Source organism: Streptomyces sp. NBC_00986, from assembly GCF_045162565.1.
GTDB lineage: Bacteria > Actinomycetota > Actinomycetes > Streptomycetales > Streptomycetaceae > Streptomyces.
In genome coordinates this window covers 704,936-726,874 of sequence record NZ_CP108733.1, presented here as the reverse complement: position 1 = coordinate 726,874, position 21,939 = coordinate 704,936, and the positions used below count along the sequence as shown (strand labels likewise).

Sequence of the window (21,939 nt, the reverse complement as noted above, 5' to 3'; positions counted from 1 at the left end):
CCTCGTCCTTCTTCTTCGCCTCAGCCGATCGGGAGGGCGGAGGCCAGTTCTGTGGGGGCGCCGGTGAGGGTGCCGCAGACGTCGGCCAGGCGGCGGGATGCCTCGATGTGGTTCGCGAGGAACTCCGCGTCCCTGCCCACCGCTTCGAAGCGTCCCGAACCCCACGAGTGCTGCCAGGGCAGGCCGAGGAAGTACAGGCCGGGGACGCTGGTGGCGCCGCGCCAGTGCATCGGGTAGCCGCGGCCGTCGAAGACCGGGGCCTCTATCCAGCGGTGGTCGCGGCGGAACCCGGTCGACCAGACGACGGAGGTGATGTCGGCCTGGGCCAGGTCGAGTTCGCGCGGCTGGTCGTCCGGCTCCCACACGGGTGTGTAGCGGGGCTCGTCCGGTGCCGCGATCCCCTGGGCGGTGATGTGGGCGTCGATGGCGTCCTTGATGCCCTCCGCCACAGCGTCCGCGTGGTCGAGGTTCACCTTGAGGTCGTCGGCGAACTCCAGGGCCGTACTGCTGACTTCGGTGAGCCGGCCGTACAACCGCATGCCGTCGCGGGCGAAGGCGCGGAGGTCGATGTCGCGGCCTCCGTCGCGTCCGGTGACGTAGTGGTTGACGCGCATGCGGACCGCGCCGGCGTCGTCGAAGTCGTCGATGCTCTTCGCGTAGTGGCCCATCTCGTCGAGCCACGCCACACAGTCACGGCCCCGGTAGAAGCGGGCCACGCGCGGGGCGCTGCCGACGGCGAGGTGGACCTGGCGTCCGGCGAGATGCAGGTCCTCGGCTATCTGGCAGCCGGACTGGCCGGTGCCGACCACCAGGACGGCGCCCGGGGGGAGATGAGCGGCGTTGCGGTAGCGGGAGGAGTGGACCTGGGTGACGGAGTCGGGCAGGCGCTGGGCCATCGGCAGGAGGGAGGGGGTGTGGTAGGGGCCGGTCGCTATCACCACCTGGTCGGCGGTGAAGTCCCCCTCGGTGGTGGTGAGTTCGAAGACGCCGCTCGGGGAGCGGCGCAGGCGGGTGACCGTCACGCCCTCGACGAGCGGCGGGTGGAAGTGGGCGACGTAGCCCTCCAGGTACCGCACGATGTCGTCGCGGACCATGAAACCGTCGGGATCGTCGCCCTGGTAGGGGTAACCGGGTAGTCTGCACTGCCAGTTGGGGGTCACCAGGCAGAAGGAGTCCCAGCGGCGCTCGCGCCACTCGTGTCCGACCCGGTGGGCCTCGATGACCACGTGGTCGATGCCGCGTTCGCGGAGTTCGTGGCTGACGGAGAGTCCCGCCTGGCCACCGCCCACCACGGCCACCGAGTAGTGCATGCCGTCCAGTCGTGTCGCCGGGCTCATCGCGGGCTCCCGTCGGCGCCGGTGAGGGACTCGACCGTGACCTTGGCGTCGGTGACATCGCCGTAGGCCGCGGCCGTCCGCTCTATCAGGGCGAGTTGGCCGGAGGCGCCGGTGCAGTGGAAGCCGAACTTCTCCCGTACCCGCTCCCCGGCGATACCGAGCGCAGTACGGCTGCGCTCGACGAATTCGGTGAGCTCGTATTCGGCGCCCGGGGTGAAATAGTCCTCGACTATCGTGGAGGGTGAATAACAGCGCTGGCTCAGACCGTCGGGCCAGCGCACATCGAAATACATCTCGGGCATGACATCCTCCATGCCGCGCGCCGAGGTCTTGCCACCTCGCCGCTCTCCATGGCGACCAACTTCAGCCCTGGGGATTTCCGAACGAAGTCATCGGGAACAAAGGGGAGTTGCGAAAACCTCACCGCGGCTCAGGGGCGGTGTCAGCTATTCGTTACCGCCCGTTGACGTTTCGGCGGACGGCCAATGGGCGAGCGAGATCATCCCCATCACCCGGCGTATCAGGTAGAAGGCCAGCGGCAGTTCGACGAACACTGCCAACGCCGCCGACCACCAGACCTCCGATGTGCCGAAGGCGAGGGACACGTCGAACCACGCGTCGCAGATCAGCAGCACCGACGTGGCGAGCGCCGCTAGGATCACGGCACGGTTCCGGCGCCAGCCGAGCAGCGCGGTGGACGCCATCGCGACCACGAGCAGGACGTCGAAGCCGACCCAGGTCAGGCGCCACTGGTGGACCTCGTACCCGGACGGCAGCGTCACCGCCAGCAGGACCGTCCACGGGACGAGTCCCACGGCACAGACGGTGAGCAGTTCCAGGGTGTGGCGCCGGTGTCGGCGTACCCGTTCCAGCACGTCGGGCGTCGGAGTAGGGGCCTCGACCCGGTTGCGGGTGTCGGCGTTTATCGCGTCGCTCACCTCGACTGCTCCGTTCTCAGACGTCCGATGGTGATCCAGTAGGGCAACGCCTCCTTCGGCGTCGTTTCTTCCCGAGGGCGGCGGGTGCGGATTCCGCGCCTCCGGATCGCCGCAAATCGGATGGATCTCCCCAATAGCGGAGGAAGGGAGCGGCGGACTAGACTCGCGCAACCAACGATCCGGGGAAGGTCCGGCATGCGACGGTGGGCGGAATTCGTTCTTCGGCATCGCAAGGCGGTAGTGGCGTTCTGGGGTCTGGTGCTGGTCGCCGGCATCCTGCTCGCCGGTCGCACCACGGACCGGCTGACGATCGACTTCTCCCTGCCGGGCCAGCCCGGCACCGTGACCGCGCACAAGATCGAGGACGCCTTCGGCAGCGGCGGCGACACCAATCCCTATCTGGTGGCGGTCACCCTCCCGGCAGGGCAGACGATCACCGGTCACGAGACGGACGTAGGGAAGGTGTTCACGGCCGTCGCCACGGCGGTACCGGGCGTGCGGGTGATCGACGAGGCGAACACCGGAGACAAGGCCTTCCGGACGAAGGACGACCGCACCGCCTACGCGCTGGTCTTCTACCGGTTCAACCCGTCGCCCAGCCAGAAACCGCTGACCGACCCGATCCGCGCGGCGGCGGAGAAGGCCCAGCCGGCGGGCGCGGTGATCGGGGTGACCGGCGAGGACCCGCTGGCCTCCGGCGGCGACGACGGGGGCGGACCCGGGGTGCTCGGCGAGACGCTCCTCGGCGCCGTCGGCGCACTCGCCGTCCTCGCCTTCGTGTTCGCCTCCTTCCTGGCCCTGCTGCCGCTGCTCGTGGCCGCGGTGTCGATCCTCGCGACCTTCGTGATGCTGCTGCCGCTCACCTACGCCACCGACGTGTCGTTCATCGTGCAGTTCCTGGTCGCCCTGATCGGCCTGGGCGTGGCGATCGACTACTCGCTGCTGTTCGTCACCCGCTGGCGCGAGGAGCGCGACCGCGGCCGGGAGAACCACGAGGCGGTCGTGGTCGCGATGGAGCACGCCGGGCACGCGATCGTGTTCAGCGGCGTCACGGTCGCCGTCGGCCTGCTCTCCCTGGTCGTGCTGCCGGTCCCGTTCCTGCGCAGCATGGGCTACGGCGGCGCGCTCATCCCGCTCGCGAGCGTGCTGACGACGCTCACCCTGACCCCTGCGATCCTGGGCGGCATCGGGCCGAAGGTCGACTGGCCCAAGATCCGGCACGAGAACCGGGCGAGCCGGTTCTGGAGCCGCTGGACCGCCGCCGTCGTACGGCGCCGGTGGATCGCGGCCGGCGCCGCGCTGGCCGCGCTCGCAGTCCTGGTCGGCGTCTTCCTCGGCATCAAGATCGGCCTCGCCTCCTCGGAGTCGCTGGCCAAGAGCGGCCCCGCGTACGGCACTTTGCAGACCCTGGAGCGGGGCGGCGTCCCGACCGGCGCGCTGACCCCGATGGAGGTCCTGGTCAGTACCGACCAGGTGAAACCCGTCGCCGCCGCGCTGGGCAAGGTCGACGGTGTGACCAGCGTGCTGGTGCCGACCGGGACGGCGGGCAACCGGGGCGGGCAGAGCATCGTCGTCGTGATCCCGGACACCGAGACGGTGAACTCGAAGAGCGTCGACGTGGTCAGACGGGTCAAGACCGCCACCGAGCATCTGCCCGGAGTCGTCGGTGTCGCCGGTGTCGGCGCGGCACAGATCGACTTCCTGCACGCCGTCTACGGCAACTTCCCGCTGATGCTCACGATCATCGCGCTGCTGACGTACGTCCTGCTGGTGCGTGCCTTCCGCTCCCTGCTGCTGCCGCTGAAGGCGGTGCTCCTCAACCTGATCTCGCTGGCGGCGACACTGGGCCTGATGGTGCTGTTCTGGCAGGACGGACACGGCTCGAACACGCTCTTCGGGATCGCTGCGACCGGGGCCGTCACGTTCTGGATCCCGATCATGATCTTCGCGTTCCTGTTCGGACTGTCCATGGACTACGAGGTGTTCATCCTCTCCCGCATCCGGGAGGAGTACGACGCCGGACTCTCCACCGACGACGCGGTCGTCGAGGGCATCGGCCGCACCGGCCGGCTCGTCACCAGCGCCGCACTCATCCTCTTCCTCGCCTTCGCCGCACTGGCCTCGGGACCGGGCACCGACCTCAAGACGCTGGCGACCGGCCTGGGTATCGGCATCCTGCTCGACGCGACCGTCGTGCGGATGCTCCTCGTCCCCTCCCTCGTCTCCCTGTTCGGCGGCTGGAACTGGTACCTGCCCGCGTGGGCGGCCCGCCCGCTGCGGGTGTTGCCGTCCAGCCCGCACCCGGAACCGTCCGAGCCCGCGCCGACGCCGGCCGCGGACTAGGTCCTCTGCCAGGGCCCCCGACCGAAGCGGAACGGCGTGAGCACGTCCGGCCGGCGACCGGTGCGCACGTAATCGGCGAGATGGTGTCCGGTGACGGGCCCCAGCGTGACGCCGAGCATGCCGTGCCCCGTCGCCGCGAAGGCGTTGTCGTGCCCGGGGACGCGGTCGATGACCGGGAGCCCGTCGGGGAGGAAGGGCCGGCCGCCCACCCAGGGGTCGCGGATGAGGCTCACCAAGTCGTCGGGGTCGTCGAACCAGCGGCCCAGATAGTGCCGGCTGGCGAGCGCGACCGCGACGACGCGGCGCCAGTCGAGACGGTTGTTGTTGCCGCTCAGTTCCATCGTGCCGCCGATGCGGGTGGTGAGACCGATCGGCGAGGCGACGGCCCTGCGCTCGCCGAAATACAGCGTGTGCCGGGGCGCCGGGTCCAGGTCGACGGAGAAGCTGTAGCCCTTCCCCGCCTGGAGCGGCAGGGGATGCCCGAGCGAGCCGAGCAGATCCGAGGAGCGCGTGCCGGCCGCGATGACGGCGGCCGAGCAGGGGATCTCGCCGGTCGCCGTACGCAGCGCGGTGACACGGTCTCCCTCGGTGCGGAACCCGGTGGCCTCCGTGTCCTCGTGGATCTTCACGCCGGACGCGGTGAGCGCCTCGCCCAGGGCGCGGGCGAACGCCTCCGGATCGACCACGCCCTCGCCCTCGACCAGATAGGCGGCACGGACGCGGTCGGACAGCGCCGGGTCGAGGAGGCGGGCCTCGTCGCCCGTGACCACGTCGTCGGGCAACGGGTAGCGGCCGTGCGCCATCTGCCGCTGGACGGCGAGGTGATGGCGGGCCTCGGCGGGGGAGAGGAACGCGTGCACCATGCCCGGCCGGGTCAGACCGGTCTCGACGCCGGCCGCGCGCAACCCGTCGAAGAGGTCGAACGTGGTGCGGTTCAGCTCGGCGATCGCCGTGTAGCCGCGCCGGAACGCGGCCGGGGTGCTGCTGCGCCAGAACCGCCACAGCCACCGGACGAAGGCCGGATCGGGCAGCGGTCGCAGATACAGGGGCGAGTCCGGGCGGCCCAGGGAGCGGAGCGCGTAGCGCACCACGCCGGGGGCCGGGACCGGTGTCGAATGGCTGAGGCAGACCCAGCCCGCGTTGCCCCGGGACGCCCCGGAACCCAGGGCGCGCCGCTCGACGACCTCCACCTCCAGGCCGGCCTCGGCCAGGTAGTAGGCCGTGCACAGGCCCACGACGCCACCGCCGACCACGACGACCGGACCGCCGTTCCCGGTCATGACGTCGATCCGTAGGAGGCGAGGAACTCGCGGGTGCGGGCCTGTTCCGGGTGGTCGATGACCTGTTGCGGTCGGCCCTCCTCCACGATCCGGCCGCCGTCGACGAAGACGACATGGTCGGACACCTCGCGGGCGAAGGGGAGTTCATGCGTGACCAGCAGCATCGTCATGCCGTCCGCGGCCAGTTCGCGCATCACGCTGAGCACCTCGCGGGTGGCCTCCGGGTCGAGGGAGGAGGTGGGTTCGTCGAAGAGCAGCACCTCGGGCCGGAGCGCCAACGCGCGGGCGATGGCGACGCGTTGCTGCTCGCCGCCGGAGAGCCGGTCGGGCAGGGCGAGGCCGCGATGGGCGACCCCGACCCGGCGCAGCAGAGTGACGGCCCGCTCCAGGGCCTCCGACTCCGGTACGCCGGCCTTGCGTTGGGCGACCACGATGTTCTCCACGGCCGTGAGATGGGGGAAGAGGTTGAAGCGTTGGAAGACCATGCCGACCGTGCGGCGCAGCCCGGGCAGGTCGCGGCAGACGATGCGGCCGTCGCGGTGCACCACCTCACCGGCGACCTCGACCGTGCCCCGGTCGGGCCGCTCCAGCAGGTTGACGCAGCGCATCAGCGTCGTCTTACCGCCGCCGCTCTGCCCGATGACGCTGACGATCCGGCCGCGGTCGACCTCAAGACTCACGTCGTCGAGCACGAGCCGGCCGTCGAAGGACTTGCTCAGCCCCTCGATCCGAACGATCGCCTCGGTAGCGGCAGTTGGGGCGGTCTTCGCCGTGGTGACGGGCTCGGTCATACGGCCGACTCCTTCAGGTTGGCCCCCGTGCCGAGCTCGGCGGCGAGCAGCTCCCGCGCCGTACGCACCCGGCGCCGTCGCCAGGGGGACAGCGGGACGCCCGCGCGCACCTTGCGCTCCAGCAGCAGAAGGAGTTGGGAGAGCGGGTAGCACAGGGCGAAGTAGATGGCCGAGATGACCAGGTACACCTCCAGCGCCCGGAAGGTGGCGGACGTGATGAGCCGTCCCTCCGACATCAGCTCGGCGGCGGACACGGTGACCAGGAGCGAGGTGGACTTCAGCAGGTCGACCAGCATGGTGTTGGTGCCGGCCAGCGCCTGCCGGACCGCCTGCGGCAGCACGATGTGGACGAAGATGCCCACCCGGCCCAGCCCCAGGGCCTCACCGGCCTCGGTCTGCCCTTCGTGCACCCCGCTGATCGCGGACCGGAAGATCTCGGACAGATAGGCGGCGTAGAAGACGACGAGACTCAGACACCCGGCGGTGAACACGTCCAGCCGGACACCGGCCGAGGCCAGACCGAAGTAGGTCAGGAAGATGATGGCCAGCAGCGGGACGTTCTTGAAGATCTCCGTGTAGACGGCGGCGACGGCACGCGCGGGCCATGCCTTGCTGAGTCTGAGCAGCGCCACGACCAGGCCCAGCACGACCGCGCCGGTGAAGCTGACCACCGTGTACGAGACCGTGCGCCAGAGCGCGTCGATCAGGTCGGACCGGTAGTCGGACCAGGGGACTTGGAAGAGACTCGACATGTCGGTTCCTCACTTCCCGATGGACGGCGGCGTCCAGTCGTTCGGCCGGTCCACACCGCGTCGGGCGGTGGCGACGTCGGCGGCGGGCTTGAGGAACTGCTCGGGATCGCCGCCGTACTTCTTGACGAGCTTCGCCAACTCGCCGTTCTTGTACATGGCGTCGATCTGCGCGGAGATCGCCCGCTCCAGCTTCGTGGCCTTCTTGGGGAGGTAGAAGCCCGTCTGGTAGGGCTCGAAGTACTGGAGGGCCGGCTTCGCCTTCACCTCGGCGGCGGTCGGCGGGGTCAGGTACTCGGTGGCGATCTTCAGGTCGGGGCGCTGCTTCTGCGCCGCGATGATGATCAGCGGGTCGAGGAAGCCGACGTCGATCCGGCCGGCGCCGAGGTCGTCGAACACGCCGTTGGCGTCCGGGTAGGCGTGCAGCTTGGCGCCGGGCACGGCCTGGATCGACTTGACCCAGACATAGCCGTCGACCGTGCCGAGGTTCAGGCCCTTGAGGTCGGCGACCGTCTTGTAGGTCTTGCCGCTGCGGACGGCCATCGCCGGGGGCGAGTAGTACGGCGGGTCGGTGAACAGCCCCTGTTTCTGCCGGTCGGCGGACCAGGCGACTCCGCCGACGGTGATGTCGACGCGGCGGGACTGGACCCCGGCGAGCATGCCCGCGAAGTCCGTTACCTGGGGCTTGATTTCGAGGCCCAGCTTCTTGGCCACGTAGGTGAGGATGTCGCCGTCGAGCCCGACGATCTTCCCGCCCTGCTCGGTGGTGTACGGCGCGTACGGCTGGACGGCCACTTTCAGGACGCCCGGTGTGAGCGTGCCCAGGGCGGCGGTCTTCGCGGAGACGTTCTTCGGGGCGTCGTCGCCCCCGGAACCACAGGCGGCGACGGTGGACAACATCAGCGTCGCGGACAACGCGACGACAAGCGGGCGCACACGGATCATCGGCACGGGCCTTCCGTATCGGCACTGAGGAATCGGCACTGAAGGGACCCGCCGTTCACCGCGCTGTGCCCTCGGCGGGAAGTGATTGGGCCCAAACGCTAGGCATCAAGCCGCCGCACGTCATCGTCCACTTCGTACGAAGTTGTGGCCGGATTCATGCGGCCCCCTGTACGGTGCGTCCAATCCGGCTCGCCCGCGACGGGAGGAAACCCCGTGCTCAGCCCGTCACTCGCCCAGGAGATCGCCGGGGACACCTCCGCCGTCATCGGCTTCAACGTGCTGATCACCGACGCGGAGGGCATCGTCATCGGCAGCGGGGACAGCAGCCGGGTCGGCAGCTTCCACGAGGCGTCCGTCGACGTCGTCCGTACGAAGGAACCAGCCACGCACAGCGCCTCCCAGGCGCAGCAACTGCGCGGCGTACGCCCCGGGATGACCCTCCCGCTGATCACCAACGGGCAGGCTGTGGGCACGGTCGGCATCACAGGCACACCCGCCCAGGTCCGCCGCTTCGGGCTCCTCGTCAAACGCCAGACGGAGATCCTGCTCCGGGAGTCCGTGATGCTGCGCTCCCGGCTGCTCGCCGAACGGGCCGCCGAGAAACTCCTCACCGACATCGCGTCCTACAACCCCCAGGTCGTCGAGGGCGACTTCCTTGTGTTCCGCGCCGCCGAACTCGGCTTCGACCTGCGGCTACGGCGGGTCGCCGTCGCCTTCGAGGTGAGCGTGCCCCATCCGGCGCCCCGCCGGCAGGGCGGCACACAGACCCGGGACATGGCCCTGGTCCGCTCCGAACTGCTGCGCACCGTGGGGGAGATCTTCGCCGACCCCCAGGACATCGTCGCCTCCACCGTGCCCGGCTGGATCGGCGTCCTGCACCGGCTCCCCGTCGGATGCTCCACGCCCTCCCTCGTCGCCGACTGCCGACGGGTCACCGATCTCATCGCCGCCCAGGACGGGCTCGTCGCCCGCGCCGGGATCGGTGAACCGGCCACCTCTGTCGGCGGGTTGCACGACTCCTACCAGGACGCGTGCGACGCGCTGCGGCTCGGTGCGCGCTTCGCCGAGGCCGCACCCGTCCACCTGATCACCGGCCTGCGGGTCCACCAGGTGGTGACGGCGGTGAGCCAGGCGGCCCGCAACCGCCTGCTGGATCTCACCGCCACCGAACTGCGCGCCCAGCCGGACTGGCCGGCCCTCCGCGACACGGTGACCGCCTGGTGCGAGAGCGGGTTCAACCTCGTCCGTACCGCCGAGGCCCTGCACATTCACCGGAACACCGTCGTCTACCGGATGAACAAGATCGAGCAGATCACCGGCCGTCCCCTGCGGGAGTACCGGACGGCCATGGCCCTCTATCTCGCGTGCCTGGCCGACCGGTTGGGCGGTGGAACGGTCCGCTGAGCGTCAGGCCGACGTGCCCCGGGTGCGGAGCATCCGGCTCACCTCGTCCGAGCGTTCCAGGAGCGTGAGGCGGACCACCGGAACCGCCTCACGGGAAGCCTCACGGGCCCGCTCGATGTACGTCGGGTCGATGCCGTGCAGCGGGAAGAGGCGGTGCGTGTAGCTCATCGCCAGGATCATGCCGCCCTGGTGGAGCTTCGGGACCGCCTCCAGGTAGCGCTCGGCGTAGGGCGCCAGCAGCTCGTCCTGGCCGGGGCGCCAGAAGGCCGCCGCTACCAGGCCGACCGAGTTGATGGGGACCGTACGGTCCACGACCAGCCGCTGCCAGACCTCCGCCTTCGTCGCCGCGTCGGGCAGGGCGGCCCGCACGGTGAGGGCGCGGAGCCAGGCGTCGGGGTCCGGGTCGCGGGTGAGCAGACGGTCGGACTCCGCCGTGACGTCGCCGCCCAGTTCCGCCTCGCGGATCAGCGCACGCCAGTGCAGGTCCACGTCGGCACCGGCCTGGTCGCGCAGCCAGGCGAGATCGTCCGCGGTCGTCGCGGTACGGGCCAGGCCGCGCAGCGCGACCTGACGGCGGCCGGGGTCCCCGGCGAGGTAGCGACAGGCCGCCGCCACCGCCGCCGACAACGCGACGCGCTCGGCGGGCGGCGCCCAGAGCTCCGCCACGTTCGCGGCGAGGGTCAGATACGGCTCGATCACCGCGTCGGACGTCTCGGCCGCCAGCACCGAGGTGAGGCACCGCCCGGCCTCCGCCGCCGTGGCCTCGCCGGTCGTCAGCATGTCCCACACGGTGGCCGAGGCCACGCCCCGGGAGATGGCCGTCGGCAACTGTGCCGCCGTACGGAAGAGGGCGTCCCTGGTCGTGGGGTCCGGGCGGGTCGTCGCGAAGGTCAGGTCGTCGTCGTTGATCAACAGGACGTCGGCGGTGGGCGGGAGGTCGGTGATCGTGGTGCGGGGCTCCGTCACCTCGACCCTGACCAGCGCCCGGCGTTCGAGCGCGTCGCCGTTCCTCGCGTAGGCGCCCACCGCCAGGACCTGCGGACGCGGGTCGGCGGCGGACACCAGCGTGACCGTGTCGCCGTCGCGCTCCAGGGTGAAGCGGTCGGTGCCCGCCGTCTCCAGCCAGGCCGTGCGCCAGGCGTCCAGGTCGCGGCCACTGGCCTCGGACAGGGAGTCGATCAGGTCCTGGAGCGTGGTGTTGCCCCAGGCGTGACGGGCGAAGTAGGCGGCCATGCCGGTCCTGAAGTGGTCCTCGCCGACGTACGTCTTGAGCTGCTGGAGGACGGACGCGCCCTTGGGGTACGTGATGTTGTCGAAGATCGACGCGGCCTGGGCTACGTCGTGGATGGGCTGGTGGATCGGGTGCGAGGCGGGGCCCTGGTCGGACAAATACGCGCTGATCTTGCCGATCATCAGATGGCCCGCCCACGCGTCCGTGTGCCGGGTGGCGCGCTCGGCCGCCCAGTGGCAGGCGAACTCCGCGAACGCCTCGTTCAGCCACAGGTCGTCCCACCAGCGCATGGTGACGATGTTGCCGAACCACATGTGCGCCATCTCGTGCAGCAACACCCGTGCCAGCAGCCCGTGTTCGGCCGGGGTCGGCGCGGCCCGCCGCAGGAACACGTCCGACCAGGTCACACAGCCGTAGTTCTCCATCGCCCCGCCGAACTCGGGCATGAACACCTGGTCGTAGCGGCGCTGCGGGAACGGCATCGCGAAGGCCTCGGCGTAGAAGGCGAGGCCCTGGCGGGTGAGGGTGAAGATCTCGTCGGCGTCGCGGTCGAGGACCTCGGCGAGTGAACGGCGGGAGTACAGGCCCAAGTTGTGGCCCTCGACGTCGCGGCGGACCTCGTGGAAGGGGCCCGCGTTGATCACCGTGTTGTACACGGACAGGGGCGGGGTGTCCGGGAAGGTCCAGCTGCGGGCCCCGTCCAGCTCCTCGACCTGCGCGTCACCGGAGTTGCTGGTGACGGTCCATGCGGCCGGGGCCGTGACGGTGAAGGCGTGCGGGGCCTTGAGGTCGGGCTGGTCGAAGCAGGCCCAGACGAAGCGGGCCTCGTCCGGTTCGAAGCTCATCCACACGTACACCTCGCCGTCGGCGGGGTCCGTCGCCTTGTGCACGCCCTCGCCGGCCGTGGTGTCGGCCTGCACGCTCTCCACCCGCAGCACGTTGTGCCCGGCGAGGCCGTGGAGGTGGATCCGCCCGTCCTCGGCGGGGGCGAGTCCGACCCCGTTCAGCGTCGCGCTCAGCACCTGTGCCGCGCAGTCCACGAAGGTCTCCGCGCCCGGCTCGCGGCACGTGAACGTCACGGTGGAGACGGAGCGGACCTCCGGCCCGTCGGGGAGTGCGGTCAGGTCGACTTCCACGTCGTACCGCTCGACCGCGATCAGTTCGGCCCGGCGTTCGGCTTCGGTACGGGTCAGGCTTCGGATCCCCATGTGTCCTCCCTGGTCAGACAGCGGCCGTCAGCGTACGACGGGGATCGACGGGGAGCGCAGGGGTTTTCAGGGGTGTCGACCTCGGCCATCGCTTTGTGCGCAGGGAGACGGAGTCGGCGACGCGGCCGGCGCTCGTCCCCGCCCGACCGCCGTGTCGCACGCCGCCGACCCCGTCGTATCAGCGCCCCCGACTGTCCCTGCCCCTCACCGCCCCCGCAGCCCCGCGCTGATCACCCGCCCCGTGCGACGCGCGGTCTCCGCGAGCCGTTCCAAGCGGTGGGCCGGGTCGGTGAGGACGCACAGGGCCGCGACGGGAGTGCCGCGCAGTCCGAGCAGCGGAACTGCCGCGCAGCACACGCCCGTTACGACTTCCTCCCGGTCGAACGCGGCGCCGCGCTCCCGTATCGAGTCGGCGTCCCGTGCCCAGGACGCGGGAAGCGGACCGAGCAGGGGTGCCGGTACGGCCGTGGCCACCAGGACCTTGCCCGCCGCGGTGAACCACGGCCAGGTCATCCGGGTCTCCAGCGGATCGGGCCGGCGGGCGTCCTCGGGACACCACTCGACCATCAGCGTCTCGCCCTTCCACAGCACGGCGATGCCCACCGTCGTAGCCGTGACCTGCGCCAGCCGCCGCATCGGTTCCCGGGCGGCGGCGCGCAGCCGGGGATGCGGCTGCCACGCGCGCCCCAGGCGGAACATCCGCGGTCCCACCCGGTAACTCCCTCCGTTCCGCTCGACCGCGCCGAGGTCCGCCAGCTGTTCCAGCAGCCGGTACGCGGTCGTCTTGGGCAGCCCGCACTCGGCCGCCAGCCTCGTCGGCCCCGCCTCCACGGCCCGCTCCACCGCCTCCAGCAGCGCGAAGGCGCCCTCCAGCACGCTCCTTCCGCCGACGCTTCCCGTGGCGGCCGGTAAGGTCTCCGGCCGCCTTACCGGCACCCGTGTCCCAGGTGCCATCACTCCCCGTGTGATCACACGTCTCGCCCCCGTTTGCCTGTTGCGCAGCCGCCAGGCGACGGCCCTGCCGTCGTGCCCGGACGGGACGCGGTCCGCGCCCCGTCCGTTCCCCAGCAGATTCGCACCGGTGTGTGACGGGAAACCTTGTCGAAGGCTTGTCGCGCCGCGTACACGTCTGTGGAAAAAAGGAGGAGGCTTCGTGTAGGGGGAGGCGTGCACCATGGTGGACGTGCAGTTGCTCGGGCCGGTGGAACTGTCGGCGGAGGGGCGCGCGGTGGAGGTGGGACCGCCCCAACGCCGCACCGTGATGGCCGCGTTGGCCGTGGGCGTCGGCCGGCCCGTCGCCGTCGACGTGGTCATCGAGCGGGTCTGGGGCCCGCACGCGCCGCACGGCGCGCGTGGCGCGGTGCACGCCCATGTCGCGCGGATACGGCGGATGTGCGAGCAGGCCGCCGAGGCCGCGAGGGAGCCCTTATTGGTGGTGCGCCGTTCCGGCGGATACCTGCTGGAGGCCCGCCCGGACCAGGTGGACGTGTACCGGTTCCGGCAACTGGTCGACCAGGCGCGGGCGGCGGGACCGGCTGAACCCGCGCGGGCGGTACTGCTGCGCGAGGCGCTCGACCTGTGGCGCGGGGAACCGCTGTCCGGGCTGAACGGCGAGTGGGCGGCCCGTATGCGCGAGGCCTGGCGGCGCCAGCACCAGGACGCCGCCGTCGGCTGGGCCCGCGCGGAACTGCGCCACGGTGAACCCGCGTCCCTCATCGGCCCGTTGACCGGCCTGCTCGGCGAGTACCCGCTCGCGGAACCCCTCGCCGAAGCCCTGATGCGTGCCCTGCACGAGACCGGCCGCAGCGCGGAGGCCCTGGACTGCTACGCCGCCGTCCGCAAGCGCCTGGCCGAGGAATTGGGCACCGACACGGGACCGGCCCTGCGCCAGCTCCACCAGTCGATCCTCCGCGGCCACCGCTCCGCGTCGACCCCGCGCCCCGAACCGTCGGCGGTCATACGGCAGCCCGAGCCGGCGGCGGTGCCCCGGCAGACCGAGTCATCGGGGGTACTGCGACAGTCCGAACTGCCCGCCCAACTCCCCATGGCGGTACGGGGATTCACCGGGCGGGACGGTGAACTCGCCCGTCTTGCCGCGATCCTCGCCTCGGCCGAGGGAGAGTCCGCCGCCGTGGTCATCTCGGCGGTGTCGGGCATGGCGGGCGTGGGGAAGACCGCCCTCGCCGTGCACTGGGCGCGGAGGGTCGAAAGCGCCTTCCCGGACGGGCAGTTGTACGTGAACCTGCGAGGCTTCGACCCGCAGGGATCGGTGGTGCAGCCGACCGAGGCCGTACGCGGGTTCCTGGACGCGCTCGGGGTGCGGCCGGAGCGGGTGCCGCCGGGGCTTGAGGCCCAAGTCGGCCTGTACCGGAGCCTGTTGACGGGGCGTCGGATGATGGTCGTACTCGACAACGCCCGTGACGAGGAACAGGTCCGCCCGCTGCTGCCGGGCGCCGTCGGCTGCATGGCGCTGGTGACCAGCCGCAACCGGCTGACCGGGCTGGCCGCGACCGAGGGCGCCCATCTGCTCGCGGTCGACCCGCTGACACCGGCCGCCGCACGGGACGTGCTCGCGGAACGGCTCGGCGCGGGCCGGGTCGCGGCCGAACCGGCGGCGGTCGCGGACGTCGTCACCTGGTGCGCGGGACTGCCCCTCGCGCTGGCCGTGGTCTCGGCCCGTGCCGCCGCGCAACCGCATCAGCCCCTGGGGACACTCGCGGAGGAACTCCGGGAGGCGGGCGGCCGGTTGGACGCGCTCGACGGCGGCGAGGAGTCCAGCCAGGTACGCGCGGTGTTCTCCTGGTCCTACAGCGCGCTCAGCCCCGCCGCGGCCCGGCTGTTCCGCCTGCTGGCACTGCACCCGGGACCCGACCTGGACCAGCGCGCGGCCGCCGCGCTGGCCGGGGCACCACCCGAGCGCGTCCGGCCACTGCTGTCCGAACTGACCAGCGGACACCTGCTGGTTGAGCACGCTCCGGGGCGGTATGCCTTCCACGACCTGCTGCGTGTGTACGCAGGGGAACTCGTGACCGCGTACGACGACGAGTGGGAACAAAGGTCGGCGGTGCACCGGATGTTGGACCACTACCTGCACTCCGCGCGCGCGGCCGACGTGTTGGTGACCCCGCAGCCCAATCCGGTGGAGTCGCCCGCGCCCAGACCCGGCGCTAACGCGGTGGAATTCGAGGACTACGGCCGCGCGTTGGCGTGGCTAGTCGCTGAACACCCGGTGCTGCTGGCCCTCGTACGGCAGGCCCAGCGCGGGTTCGACGCGCACGTGTGGCGGCTGGTCACCGTACTGACCACCTTCCTGGACCGGCACGGATACTGGCAGGCGCTGCTGACCGCCGGGCACCGCGCGCTGGCGGCGGCCGAACGGGAGGGCGACCGGGCCGGGCGGGCGAACGCCCATCGCGGACTGGGCCTGGCCCTGGACCGGTTGAAGTGCCCGGAACCGGCCCGGGAGCACTATCTGCGGGCCCTCGAACTCTTCGCCGCGGTCGGCAGCGACGCCGGCCAGGCCCGCACCCATCAGCATCTCTCGCGGATGTCGGGGGGCCAGGGCAACGCCGAACTCGCCCTGGAACACGCCTACCGGAGCCTGGAGCACTACCGGGCCGCGGGCGACCGGGCAGGGCAGGCCGCCGCGCTGAACCACATCGGCTGGCGGCAGGCGCACCTCGGCGACCATCTCCGCGCGCTCGGACACTGCGAACAGGCCCTCGAACTCGCGCGGTCGGCCGGGGACGTGGACGGGCAGGCCCACATCTCCGACAGCCTGGGCTACATCCACCATCAACTGGGCGGCTATCAGCAGGCAGTCGACCGGTACCGGCAGGCCGCCCAGTTGTTCCACGCGACGGGGGAGCGGCACAGCGAGGCCGCCTGTCTGACCTGCCTCGGCGACAGCCATCGCAGCGCGGGCCAGTCCGACGCGGCCCACGAGGTGTGGACCCGCGCGCTCGCCCTGACCACCGAACTCGGCCTGCCTGACGACGATCCCATCCGCGCCGGGTTGCGGGAGCGAGTCGGGGACGGTTCCCTGCCGTAGCGGACAGGGCTCAAGTGCAGGGCGCGGTGGCCGAGTTCGGCACCGGGGCTTCGGCTCGCGGCTTGAGACGGCGGCTCAGGGCGATCCCCGCGGCCGTGCAGGCGCAGGTCAGCCACCAGGTGGAGTGCCAGTCGCCGGTGCGGGTGGCCAGCCACGCGGCGGCGGTGGGGCCGACGAAACTGCCGGCGTTGAAGAGCTGTTGGATCAGGCCCATGGTGGCGGGAGCGGAACCGCCGGCCGGCGTCAGCTCACCGATCATGCGCAGCAGGGTCGCCGGTATCGCACCGCCGGTCAGCGAGAAGACCGTGACGCACACGAACTGCCAAGCGGTACCTGCCGGGAGGCCGTGCCAGTCGACGGCGAACGCCGACACGGACATGACGGCCATGAGGACGAACGCGGGGACGATGAGCGCGCGGGTCGGCAGGCCGCGCTTCATGAGCGCCGCCGTGGCGATCGAACCGACGGCGTTCGCCGCGCCGACCAGGGCGCTGAGCACGCCCGGCCAACTGCCCGTCATCCCGCCGTCGCGGTAGATGGTGGGCAGGAACCCGACCACCGCCATCCACGGCAGGGTGTAGCAGGCGAAGACGAGACCGGCCGTCCAGGGGGCCGGTGCCCGGACGGTACGACCGATACGTCCGAGAGCGTTCGTCGCGCCACGCACACCACCCGCGTCGTCCCGGGGAACCCGGGCCAGGACCCACGGCAACGGCAGCAGCGCGATCACGGCCATGCTCCACCACCACACCCGCCACGGCATCACCTGGAGGGCCAGCGCCCCGATGATGAGCCCGGCGAAGGTGGAGATCCCCTGGTAGGCGCCCCAGAACCCCATCGCCGTGGTGAAGCGGGCGGGCGGAGCGGTGCGTCGGATCAGCCCCGGGCCCGTCACCGCCACCAGGATGAAACCGGCCCCCTCGACCGCCCGCGAGACCAGCAGCGGCGCCGCCGACCAGGCGAAGCCACCGCCCGCCGAACCGAGGAACAGCAGCACCAGCCCCGCGCTCAGACAGCGCCGCTCACCGATCAGCTCGGCCAGCAGCGAGACGGCAAGTCCCCCGAGCATCCCGGCCAGTTGGACGATCCCCAGCAGGGTCCCGGCCTGGACCAGACTCAGCGACAGGTCGTGCCGCAGGAACGGGAGCGCGGGCGGGACCTTCCAGACCTGCAGCCCGGCAGCGACTCCGGCGGCGACGACGACGATCCAGGAACTACCGGTGCCGGAAGGCGGTGTCTTCGAGGCCATGGCGGGCGGTCCTTCAGCAGGGCGGAGGTGTGAACGGCCCATCAGGTTGACCACAGGCCGAGGCATCGGCGCAATACATGCTCTGCCTACTGCGACAGATGCTCAGCCTCATGGCCATTCGGTGGCAGAATGCACACCATGACGCTGATGGACCCCTTGGACGCCCGGATCGTCCTGGCCCTGGACGACGACCCGGACGCGACGATCCTCGCCCTCGCCCAGACCCTGGGCGTGGCCCGCAACACCGTTCACGCGCGGCTGCGGAGGATGGCCGCCGAGGACGTGCTCAAGCCCGTCAGCCGACGCGTCGACCCCGCCGCCCTCGGGTACGGCCTGGTGGCGTTCATGTCGCTCGCGGTGAGCCAGGCCGAGCCCGAGAGCGTCCACGAGGGACTGCTCGACCTCCCTGAGGTCATCGAGGTGCACTACACCACCGGCGACGCCGACCTCCTCGCCCATGTCGTCGCCAAGGACACCACGGACCTGCACCGCATCACCAAGGCGATCCTCGCCATCGACGGAGTCGACCGGACCAGCACCGCCATCTCTCTGGCGGAGGTCGTCCCGTACCGGCCCCGGGCCCTGCTGCACCGCCTGGCGAAAGGACGAGCCACCTAGAGCTCCAGCTCCAGCACGGGGGAGTCGCAGCGGCTCACGCAGATCATCATCGTGGTGGCGGTGGGGCGCTCGGACGGCTCGATCACCGTGTCGCGGTGGTCCGGAACCCCGGCCGTGACCGGTGTCTCGCAGGTGCCGCAGTAGCCCTCCTCGCAGGAGTACGGCACGTCCGGGAGCTTCTCCCGGACGACCTCCAGCACGGAACGGTCGGCGGGCACGGTCAGCCGCAGGCCCGAACGGCTGAGCACCACTTCGAACTCTCCGCTCGTGGCGCCCAGTTGATCCGGGATCGCGTCGGTGGTCGCGCTGAAGCGTTCCAGGTGCAGTGCCCGCATCGGGTCAGCCGTACGGCACAAGGTCGTCACCGCGTCGAGCATCGGTTGGGGACCGCAGGCGTAGACGGCGTGCGTGGGCGGGGTGGCGGCGAGTTCGGCGGCCAGGTCCGGGAGGCCCGCCTCGTCCTGCGGCACGAGCAGCACCCGGTCGCCGCCCAACGCCACCAACTCCTCGGCGTACACGAGCCGGGACCGGCCGCGGGCGCCGAGGATCAGCCGCCAGGGCAGGCCGCGGGCGGTGAGTTCGCGGGCCATCGGCAGCAGCGGGGTGACGCCGATGCCGCCGGCCAGCAGCAGATAGCCGGGTGCGGGCACCAACGGGAACCTGTTGACCGGCCCGCGCACCTCCAACTCCCGTCCCACCAGGGCGGTTTCGTGGACCTCCCGCGAGCCGCCGCGCCCCTCGGACACGCGGTGCACGGCGACCGTCCACGCCTCGGTGTCCGTCACCTCCCCGCACAGCGAGTAGGCCCGCCGCAGCCCCGAGGGCAGGGTCAACTCCACGTGTGCGCCCGGCTCCCAGGCCGGCAGGGCGCCGCCGATGGGCCGGGTCAGCCGGAGTTCCAGCACGTCGTGGGCGACCCAGCGGGCCTGTCGGACCAGGAGCCGCTGTGTTGTGGCACGGGGGGAGTCGAGGTCAGAAGACACGGAAGTACTCCCGCTGTTCCCAGTCGGTCACCTCTTGGCTGAAGCGATCGATCTCGGCTCGTTTGATGCTCGTGTAGTACGCCACGAAGTCCTTGCCGAGCCGGTCGGCGAGCATGCGGTCGGACTCCAGCGCGTCGAGGGCCTCGCCCAGTGAGCGGGGGAGTGGCTCGGCGTTTGCCGCGTAGGGTTCGTCGGCGGCCGGTCCGGGCTCCAGGCCGCCTGCCACGCCCTCCAGTCCGGCGGCGAGTTGGGAGGCGAGGTAGAGGTAGGGATTGGCGGCCGGTTCGCCGATCCGGTTCTCCAGACGAGTGGATGACGGTCCGTCACCCAGTACGCGCACCATCGCCCCTCGGTTGTCGCGTCCCCAGACCGCACGGTCCGGTGCCAGCGACAGCGAGCGAAAGCGCTTGAAACCATTGAGAGTCGGCGTCGAGAACGCGCTCGTGGCTCGAGCGTGCCGCAGCAGCCCGCCGAGAAACGCCGTCCCGTACGGCGACAACGGCGGCCCGGACGCGGTGAGTTCGCCGCCCTCCGGTGCGAAGACACCCACCCCGTCCCGCAGCACGCTCTGGTGCAGATGCCAGCCGCTGGAGAACGCGCCGGGCAGATGAGGGCGGCACATGAAGGTGGCGTGATGGCCGTGGCGGGCGGCGACCTGCTTGACGGCGCTGCGCAGCAGGACCATCGCGTCGGCCGTGCCCAGGCCGTCGGCGGGCTGGAGCGTCAACTCGACCTGGCTCGGGCCGAATTCCACCTCCAGGCTGCGCAACGGCAGGCCCAGGCCCTCGATGTTGGAGCGCAGGACATCGAGGATGGGGTCGAGTTCGTCGTAGCGCAGCTCGCTGAGGTACTGGTAGCCGTGGTTGAGCATGCCGACCTCGGGCGCGGCGCCGGGCTGGCCCTGGTCGCCGGGGCCCAGACGGGGATCGTCGAGCCGGAAGAGGTGAAACTCCACCTCCAGCCCTGTGCGGTAGGTCAGTCCGTCGGCCTGGTCGAGGACCGAGCGCAGCAGCCCGCGCGTGCACAGCGGGACCGGCGCGCCGGTGGTGAAGCGCAGGTCGCACAGCAGCCAGCCCGTGCCCGGCGACCAGGGCAGCATCCGGAAGGTCAGCGGGTCGGGCACCATCACCATGTCGGCGGCGCCGCGCAGTTCGGGCAGCCCGAGCGGCGTCTCCTTGGTGAAGAGCGGGAAGACGGTCCGCCCCGAGGTGTCCTTGGCGAGCAGGGACGAGGCGATGCCGGTGCCGTCGCGCAGCACGTTGGGCAGTTCGCCCATCGTGACGGTCTTGCCGCGCAGCAGACCGTGCTGGTCCGCGAAGACCAGCCGTACCACCGTCATCCCGCCGCTCTCGGCGCGTTCACCCATCTCCCGTGCGGCGGCGGCCTGTTCGGCGTTCCACAGGCCGTGCCGTTCGATGAATCCCACGCGGCTCAGCCGTCCGTTCCCAGCGGCTGCGCCCAACTGCTGTCGGCGCGCTGCTTGTCGGTGACGGCCGTCCAGTGCTCCAGCCAGCCGTCGGTGGGGCCGATCCCGTCCAGGGCGACCGGTCCCTGCAGCCGTCCTGCCTCCTCGGCGGGCAGCACCAGCGGCGGGTCCTCGCCGCGCTCGACGGCGGAGATGGCCTCGCCGAGCATCCGGCGGTACATCACGATGGCCTTGTCGGAGCGGCCCAGATGCTCGCGGGTACGGTCCTGGACGGCTCCCTGTCCCTCGACCGCCCACTGGTCGTGCACGTTGATGTCGAAGCCGAGCCCGGTGTACGTCGTCGTGCGCTGTTCCGCCGGGTCGTAGCCGTAGCCGTTCGCGCGGCCGAAGCGCGGCCGGTAGTCGGGCAGGGTGACCGCGCCGACCCGCTGCCGGCGCATCTCCGCCTGGTCCACCGGGCCTCCGACGCTGGTGAACAGGGCATACCAGTAACTGGAGTTGTCGTCGATCGGCACATGCCACTGAGTGATCGCCGTCTCTGCATCCAGCGGGATGTGGAAGGCGTGCGGGAACACCTGGTGGGTGATGCGGACATGGGTACGGCTGCCGTCCATCGGCAGGCCCTGGGTGTCCGTGCCGTCGAGGGTGCGGCGTGCGGTGAGGCGGATTCCGTACGGCGTGCGGGCCGCGTCGATGTCGGGGCGGCCGTACTCGCGCAGGATCTTCGTCATCGGGAGGTCGGTGCCCTGGGAGGCGGCGCGGAACTGTTTGCCGTAGCCGTCGGCGGGGTCCTCGTCCTGGAAGAAGCGGTGGAGGTAGGAGGCGTGGGCCGGGTCGATGCCGACCTCCAGGGCCTGGAGCCAGTTGCACTCCAGCAGGCCCTTCCAGGCGAAGGCGTGGTCGGCTGGTGCCTGGAAGCAGTCCAGGGCGGGGAGTTGGGGCGGCTCGCCGGGGCCGAGGTAGCCCCAGATGATCCCGTTGATCTCGCGGACCGGGTAACTGCCCAGCCGTACCCGGGACTTGAGCGGACTGTCGACGGGCTCGGCGGGTGTGTCGAGACAGGAGCCGTCGCGGGCGAACAGCCAGCCGTGGAAGCAGCAGCGCAGCCCGCCGTCCTCCAGCCGGCCCAGGGCCAGGTCGGCTCCGCGGTGCGGGCAGCCGCGGTCGACCAGACCGAGTTCGCCGTGCTCGTCACGGAACAGGACCAGGTCCTGGCCCATCACCTTGGGCGCCACCAGCGGTCGTGCGCCCTCGAGTTCCTCGCTGAGGGCGATCGGCTGCCAGTAGCGGCGCATCCACTCACCGGCCGGGGTACCGGGCCCGGTCCGGGTGAGCCGTGTGTTCTCTTCCTCGCGCATGGGACGCCTTTCGGGGGAGGGGAGGCGC

The 21,939-nt window shown here is 71.2% G+C and carries 17 protein-coding genes; 4 read left to right on the top strand and 13 right to left on the bottom strand.

What is annotated here, in order from left to right:
* Positions 1-20: 20 nt before the first annotated feature.
* The 3 genes from OG504_RS03135 to OG504_RS03125 form a co-directional block, all read right to left on the bottom strand.
* Positions 21-1,337, bottom strand: a complete 1,317-nt coding sequence (locus OG504_RS03135; protein WP_405988295.1) for an MSMEG_0569 family flavin-dependent oxidoreductase — start codon at positions 1,335-1,337, stop codon at positions 21-23.
* Positions 1,334-1,639, bottom strand: a complete 306-nt coding sequence (locus OG504_RS03130; RefSeq protein WP_405988294.1) for an MSMEG_0570 family nitrogen starvation response protein — start codon at positions 1,637-1,639, stop codon at positions 1,334-1,336. The genes OG504_RS03135 and OG504_RS03130 overlap by 4 nt, the downstream gene beginning before the upstream one ends.
* Positions 1,640-1,783: 144 nt before the next feature.
* A complete protein-coding gene (locus OG504_RS03125; RefSeq protein ID WP_405988293.1) occupies positions 1,784-2,275 on the bottom strand; it encodes a hypothetical protein in 492 nt (163 codons plus the stop codon).
* Positions 2,276-2,470: 195 nt separating this feature from the next.
* On the opposite strand from OG504_RS03125, the gene OG504_RS03120 reads away from it, so the two are divergent.
* Positions 2,471-4,618, top strand: a complete 2,148-nt coding sequence (locus OG504_RS03120; protein ID WP_405988292.1) for an MMPL family transporter — start codon at positions 2,471-2,473, stop codon at positions 4,616-4,618.
* Here the strand turns inward: OG504_RS03120 and OG504_RS03115 are convergent.
* From OG504_RS03115 to OG504_RS03100, 4 genes are read right to left on the bottom strand one after another with little or no spacing between them, the layout of a single operon-like run.
* On the bottom strand, positions 4,615-5,898 hold the full coding sequence (locus OG504_RS03115; RefSeq protein WP_405988291.1) for an NAD(P)/FAD-dependent oxidoreductase: 1,284 nt from the start codon (positions 5,896-5,898) through the stop codon (positions 4,615-4,617). The genes OG504_RS03120 and OG504_RS03115 overlap by 4 nt on opposite strands.
* The gene (locus tag OG504_RS03110; RefSeq protein WP_405988290.1) at positions 5,895-6,689 is read right to left on the bottom strand and encodes an amino acid ABC transporter ATP-binding protein; all 795 of its coding nucleotides are present in this window, start codon (positions 6,687-6,689) and stop codon (positions 5,895-5,897) included. Before OG504_RS03110 ends, OG504_RS03115 begins: the two co-directional genes overlap by 4 nt.
* Positions 6,686-7,441: an amino acid ABC transporter permease gene (locus OG504_RS03105; RefSeq protein ID WP_405988289.1), complete on the bottom strand. Its 756-nt coding sequence runs from the start codon at positions 7,439-7,441 to the stop codon at positions 6,686-6,688. Before OG504_RS03105 ends, OG504_RS03110 begins: the two co-directional genes overlap by 4 nt.
* Before the next feature lie 9 nt (positions 7,442-7,450).
* Entirely contained in the window at positions 7,451-8,383 is a 933-nt protein-coding gene (locus tag OG504_RS03100) for a substrate-binding periplasmic protein (RefSeq protein ID WP_405996239.1), read from the bottom strand.
* A 213-nt stretch (positions 8,384-8,596) separates the two neighbouring features.
* Here OG504_RS03100 and OG504_RS03095 point away from each other — a divergent pair, with 213 nt between their 5' ends.
* Positions 8,597-9,787 carry a CdaR family transcriptional regulator gene (locus tag OG504_RS03095; RefSeq protein ID WP_405988288.1) on the top strand — a complete coding sequence of 397 codons (1,191 nt, stop codon included), beginning with the start codon at positions 8,597-8,599 and terminating at the stop codon, positions 9,785-9,787.
* Positions 9,788-9,790: 3 nt separating this feature from the next.
* Here OG504_RS03095 and pepN read toward each other — a convergent pair whose 3' ends face one another.
* Together pepN and OG504_RS03085 are read right to left on the bottom strand one after the other, a co-directional pair.
* Positions 9,791-12,226, bottom strand: coding sequence for an aminopeptidase N (gene pepN, locus OG504_RS03090; protein WP_405988287.1), 2,436 nt, complete (start codon positions 12,224-12,226; stop codon positions 9,791-9,793).
* A 204-nt stretch (positions 12,227-12,430) separates the two neighbouring features.
* The gene (locus OG504_RS03085; protein ID WP_405988286.1) at positions 12,431-13,102 is read right to left on the bottom strand and encodes an IclR family transcriptional regulator; all 672 of its coding nucleotides are present in this window, start codon (positions 13,100-13,102) and stop codon (positions 12,431-12,433) included.
* Positions 13,103-13,400: 298 nt separating this feature from the next.
* Between OG504_RS03085 and OG504_RS03080 the strand changes: the two genes are divergently transcribed.
* Positions 13,401-16,277 (top strand): AfsR/SARP family transcriptional regulator, encoded by a 2,877-nt coding sequence (locus OG504_RS03080; protein WP_405988285.1) that lies wholly within the window; start codon positions 13,401-13,403, stop codon positions 16,275-16,277.
* Positions 16,278-16,287: 10 nt separating this feature from the next.
* Here OG504_RS03080 and OG504_RS03075 read toward each other — a convergent pair whose 3' ends face one another.
* Positions 16,288-17,526 carry a CynX/NimT family MFS transporter gene (locus OG504_RS03075; RefSeq protein ID WP_405988284.1) on the bottom strand — a complete coding sequence of 413 codons (1,239 nt, stop codon included), beginning with the start codon at positions 17,524-17,526 and terminating at the stop codon, positions 16,288-16,290.
* A gap of 138 nt (positions 17,527-17,664) precedes the next feature.
* On the opposite strand from OG504_RS03075, the gene OG504_RS03070 reads away from it, so the two are divergent.
* The gene (locus OG504_RS03070; RefSeq protein ID WP_405988283.1) at positions 17,665-18,144 is read left to right on the top strand and encodes an Lrp/AsnC family transcriptional regulator; all 480 of its coding nucleotides are present in this window, start codon (positions 17,665-17,667) and stop codon (positions 18,142-18,144) included.
* On the opposite strand, the gene OG504_RS03065 is transcribed toward OG504_RS03070, so the two are convergent.
* The 3 genes from OG504_RS03065 to OG504_RS03055 are packed head-to-tail and all read right to left on the bottom strand — an operon-like array spanning position 18,141 to position 21,911.
* On the bottom strand, positions 18,141-19,127 hold the full coding sequence (locus OG504_RS03065; protein ID WP_405988282.1) for a PDR/VanB family oxidoreductase: 987 nt from the start codon (positions 19,125-19,127) through the stop codon (positions 18,141-18,143). The two genes, OG504_RS03070 and OG504_RS03065, sit on opposite strands and share 4 nt — an antisense overlap.
* Positions 19,117-20,553 (bottom strand): glutamine synthetase family protein, encoded by a 1,437-nt coding sequence (locus OG504_RS03060; RefSeq protein ID WP_405988281.1) that lies wholly within the window; start codon positions 20,551-20,553, stop codon positions 19,117-19,119. Before OG504_RS03060 ends, OG504_RS03065 begins: the two co-directional genes overlap by 11 nt.
* Positions 20,554-20,558: 5 nt before the next feature.
* Positions 20,559-21,911 (bottom strand): Rieske 2Fe-2S domain-containing protein, encoded by a 1,353-nt coding sequence (locus tag OG504_RS03055; RefSeq protein WP_405988280.1) that lies wholly within the window; start codon positions 21,909-21,911, stop codon positions 20,559-20,561.
* Positions 21,912-21,939: the final 28 nt, after the last annotated feature.

Excerpts from the sequence above, each read along its gene's own strand:
- OG504_RS03075 (WP_405988284.1), bottom strand. The coding sequence starts at position 17,526 with ATGGCCTCGAAGACACCGCCTTCCGGCACCGGTAGTTCCTGGATCGTC.
- OG504_RS03070 (WP_405988283.1), top strand. The coding sequence starts at position 17,665 with ATGACGCTGATGGACCCCTTGGACGCCCGGATCGTCCTGGCCCTGGAC.
- OG504_RS03110 (WP_405988290.1), bottom strand. The coding sequence starts at position 6,689 with ATGACCGAGCCCGTCACCACGGCGAAGACCGCCCCAACTGCCGCTACC.
- OG504_RS03080 (WP_405988285.1), top strand. The coding sequence starts at position 13,401 with ATGGTGGACGTGCAGTTGCTCGGGCCGGTGGAACTGTCGGCGGAGGGG.
- pepN (WP_405988287.1), bottom strand. The coding sequence starts at position 12,226 with ATGGGGATCCGAAGCCTGACCCGTACCGAAGCCGAACGCCGGGCCGAA.
- OG504_RS03135 (WP_405988295.1), bottom strand. The coding sequence starts at position 1,337 with ATGAGCCCGGCGACACGACTGGACGGCATGCACTACTCGGTGGCCGTG.
- OG504_RS03130 (WP_405988294.1), bottom strand. The coding sequence starts at position 1,639 with ATGCCCGAGATGTATTTCGATGTGCGCTGGCCCGACGGTCTGAGCCAG.
- OG504_RS03115 (WP_405988291.1), bottom strand. The coding sequence starts at position 5,898 with ATGACCGGGAACGGCGGTCCGGTCGTCGTGGTCGGCGGTGGCGTCGTG.
- OG504_RS03055 (WP_405988280.1), bottom strand. The coding sequence starts at position 21,911 with ATGCGCGAGGAAGAGAACACACGGCTCACCCGGACCGGGCCCGGTACC.
- OG504_RS03100 (WP_405996239.1), bottom strand. The coding sequence starts at position 8,383 with ATGATCCGTGTGCGCCCGCTTGTCGTCGCGTTGTCCGCGACGCTGATG.
- OG504_RS03120 (WP_405988292.1), top strand. The coding sequence starts at position 2,471 with ATGCGACGGTGGGCGGAATTCGTTCTTCGGCATCGCAAGGCGGTAGTG.
- OG504_RS03105 (WP_405988289.1), bottom strand. The coding sequence starts at position 7,441 with ATGTCGAGTCTCTTCCAAGTCCCCTGGTCCGACTACCGGTCCGACCTG.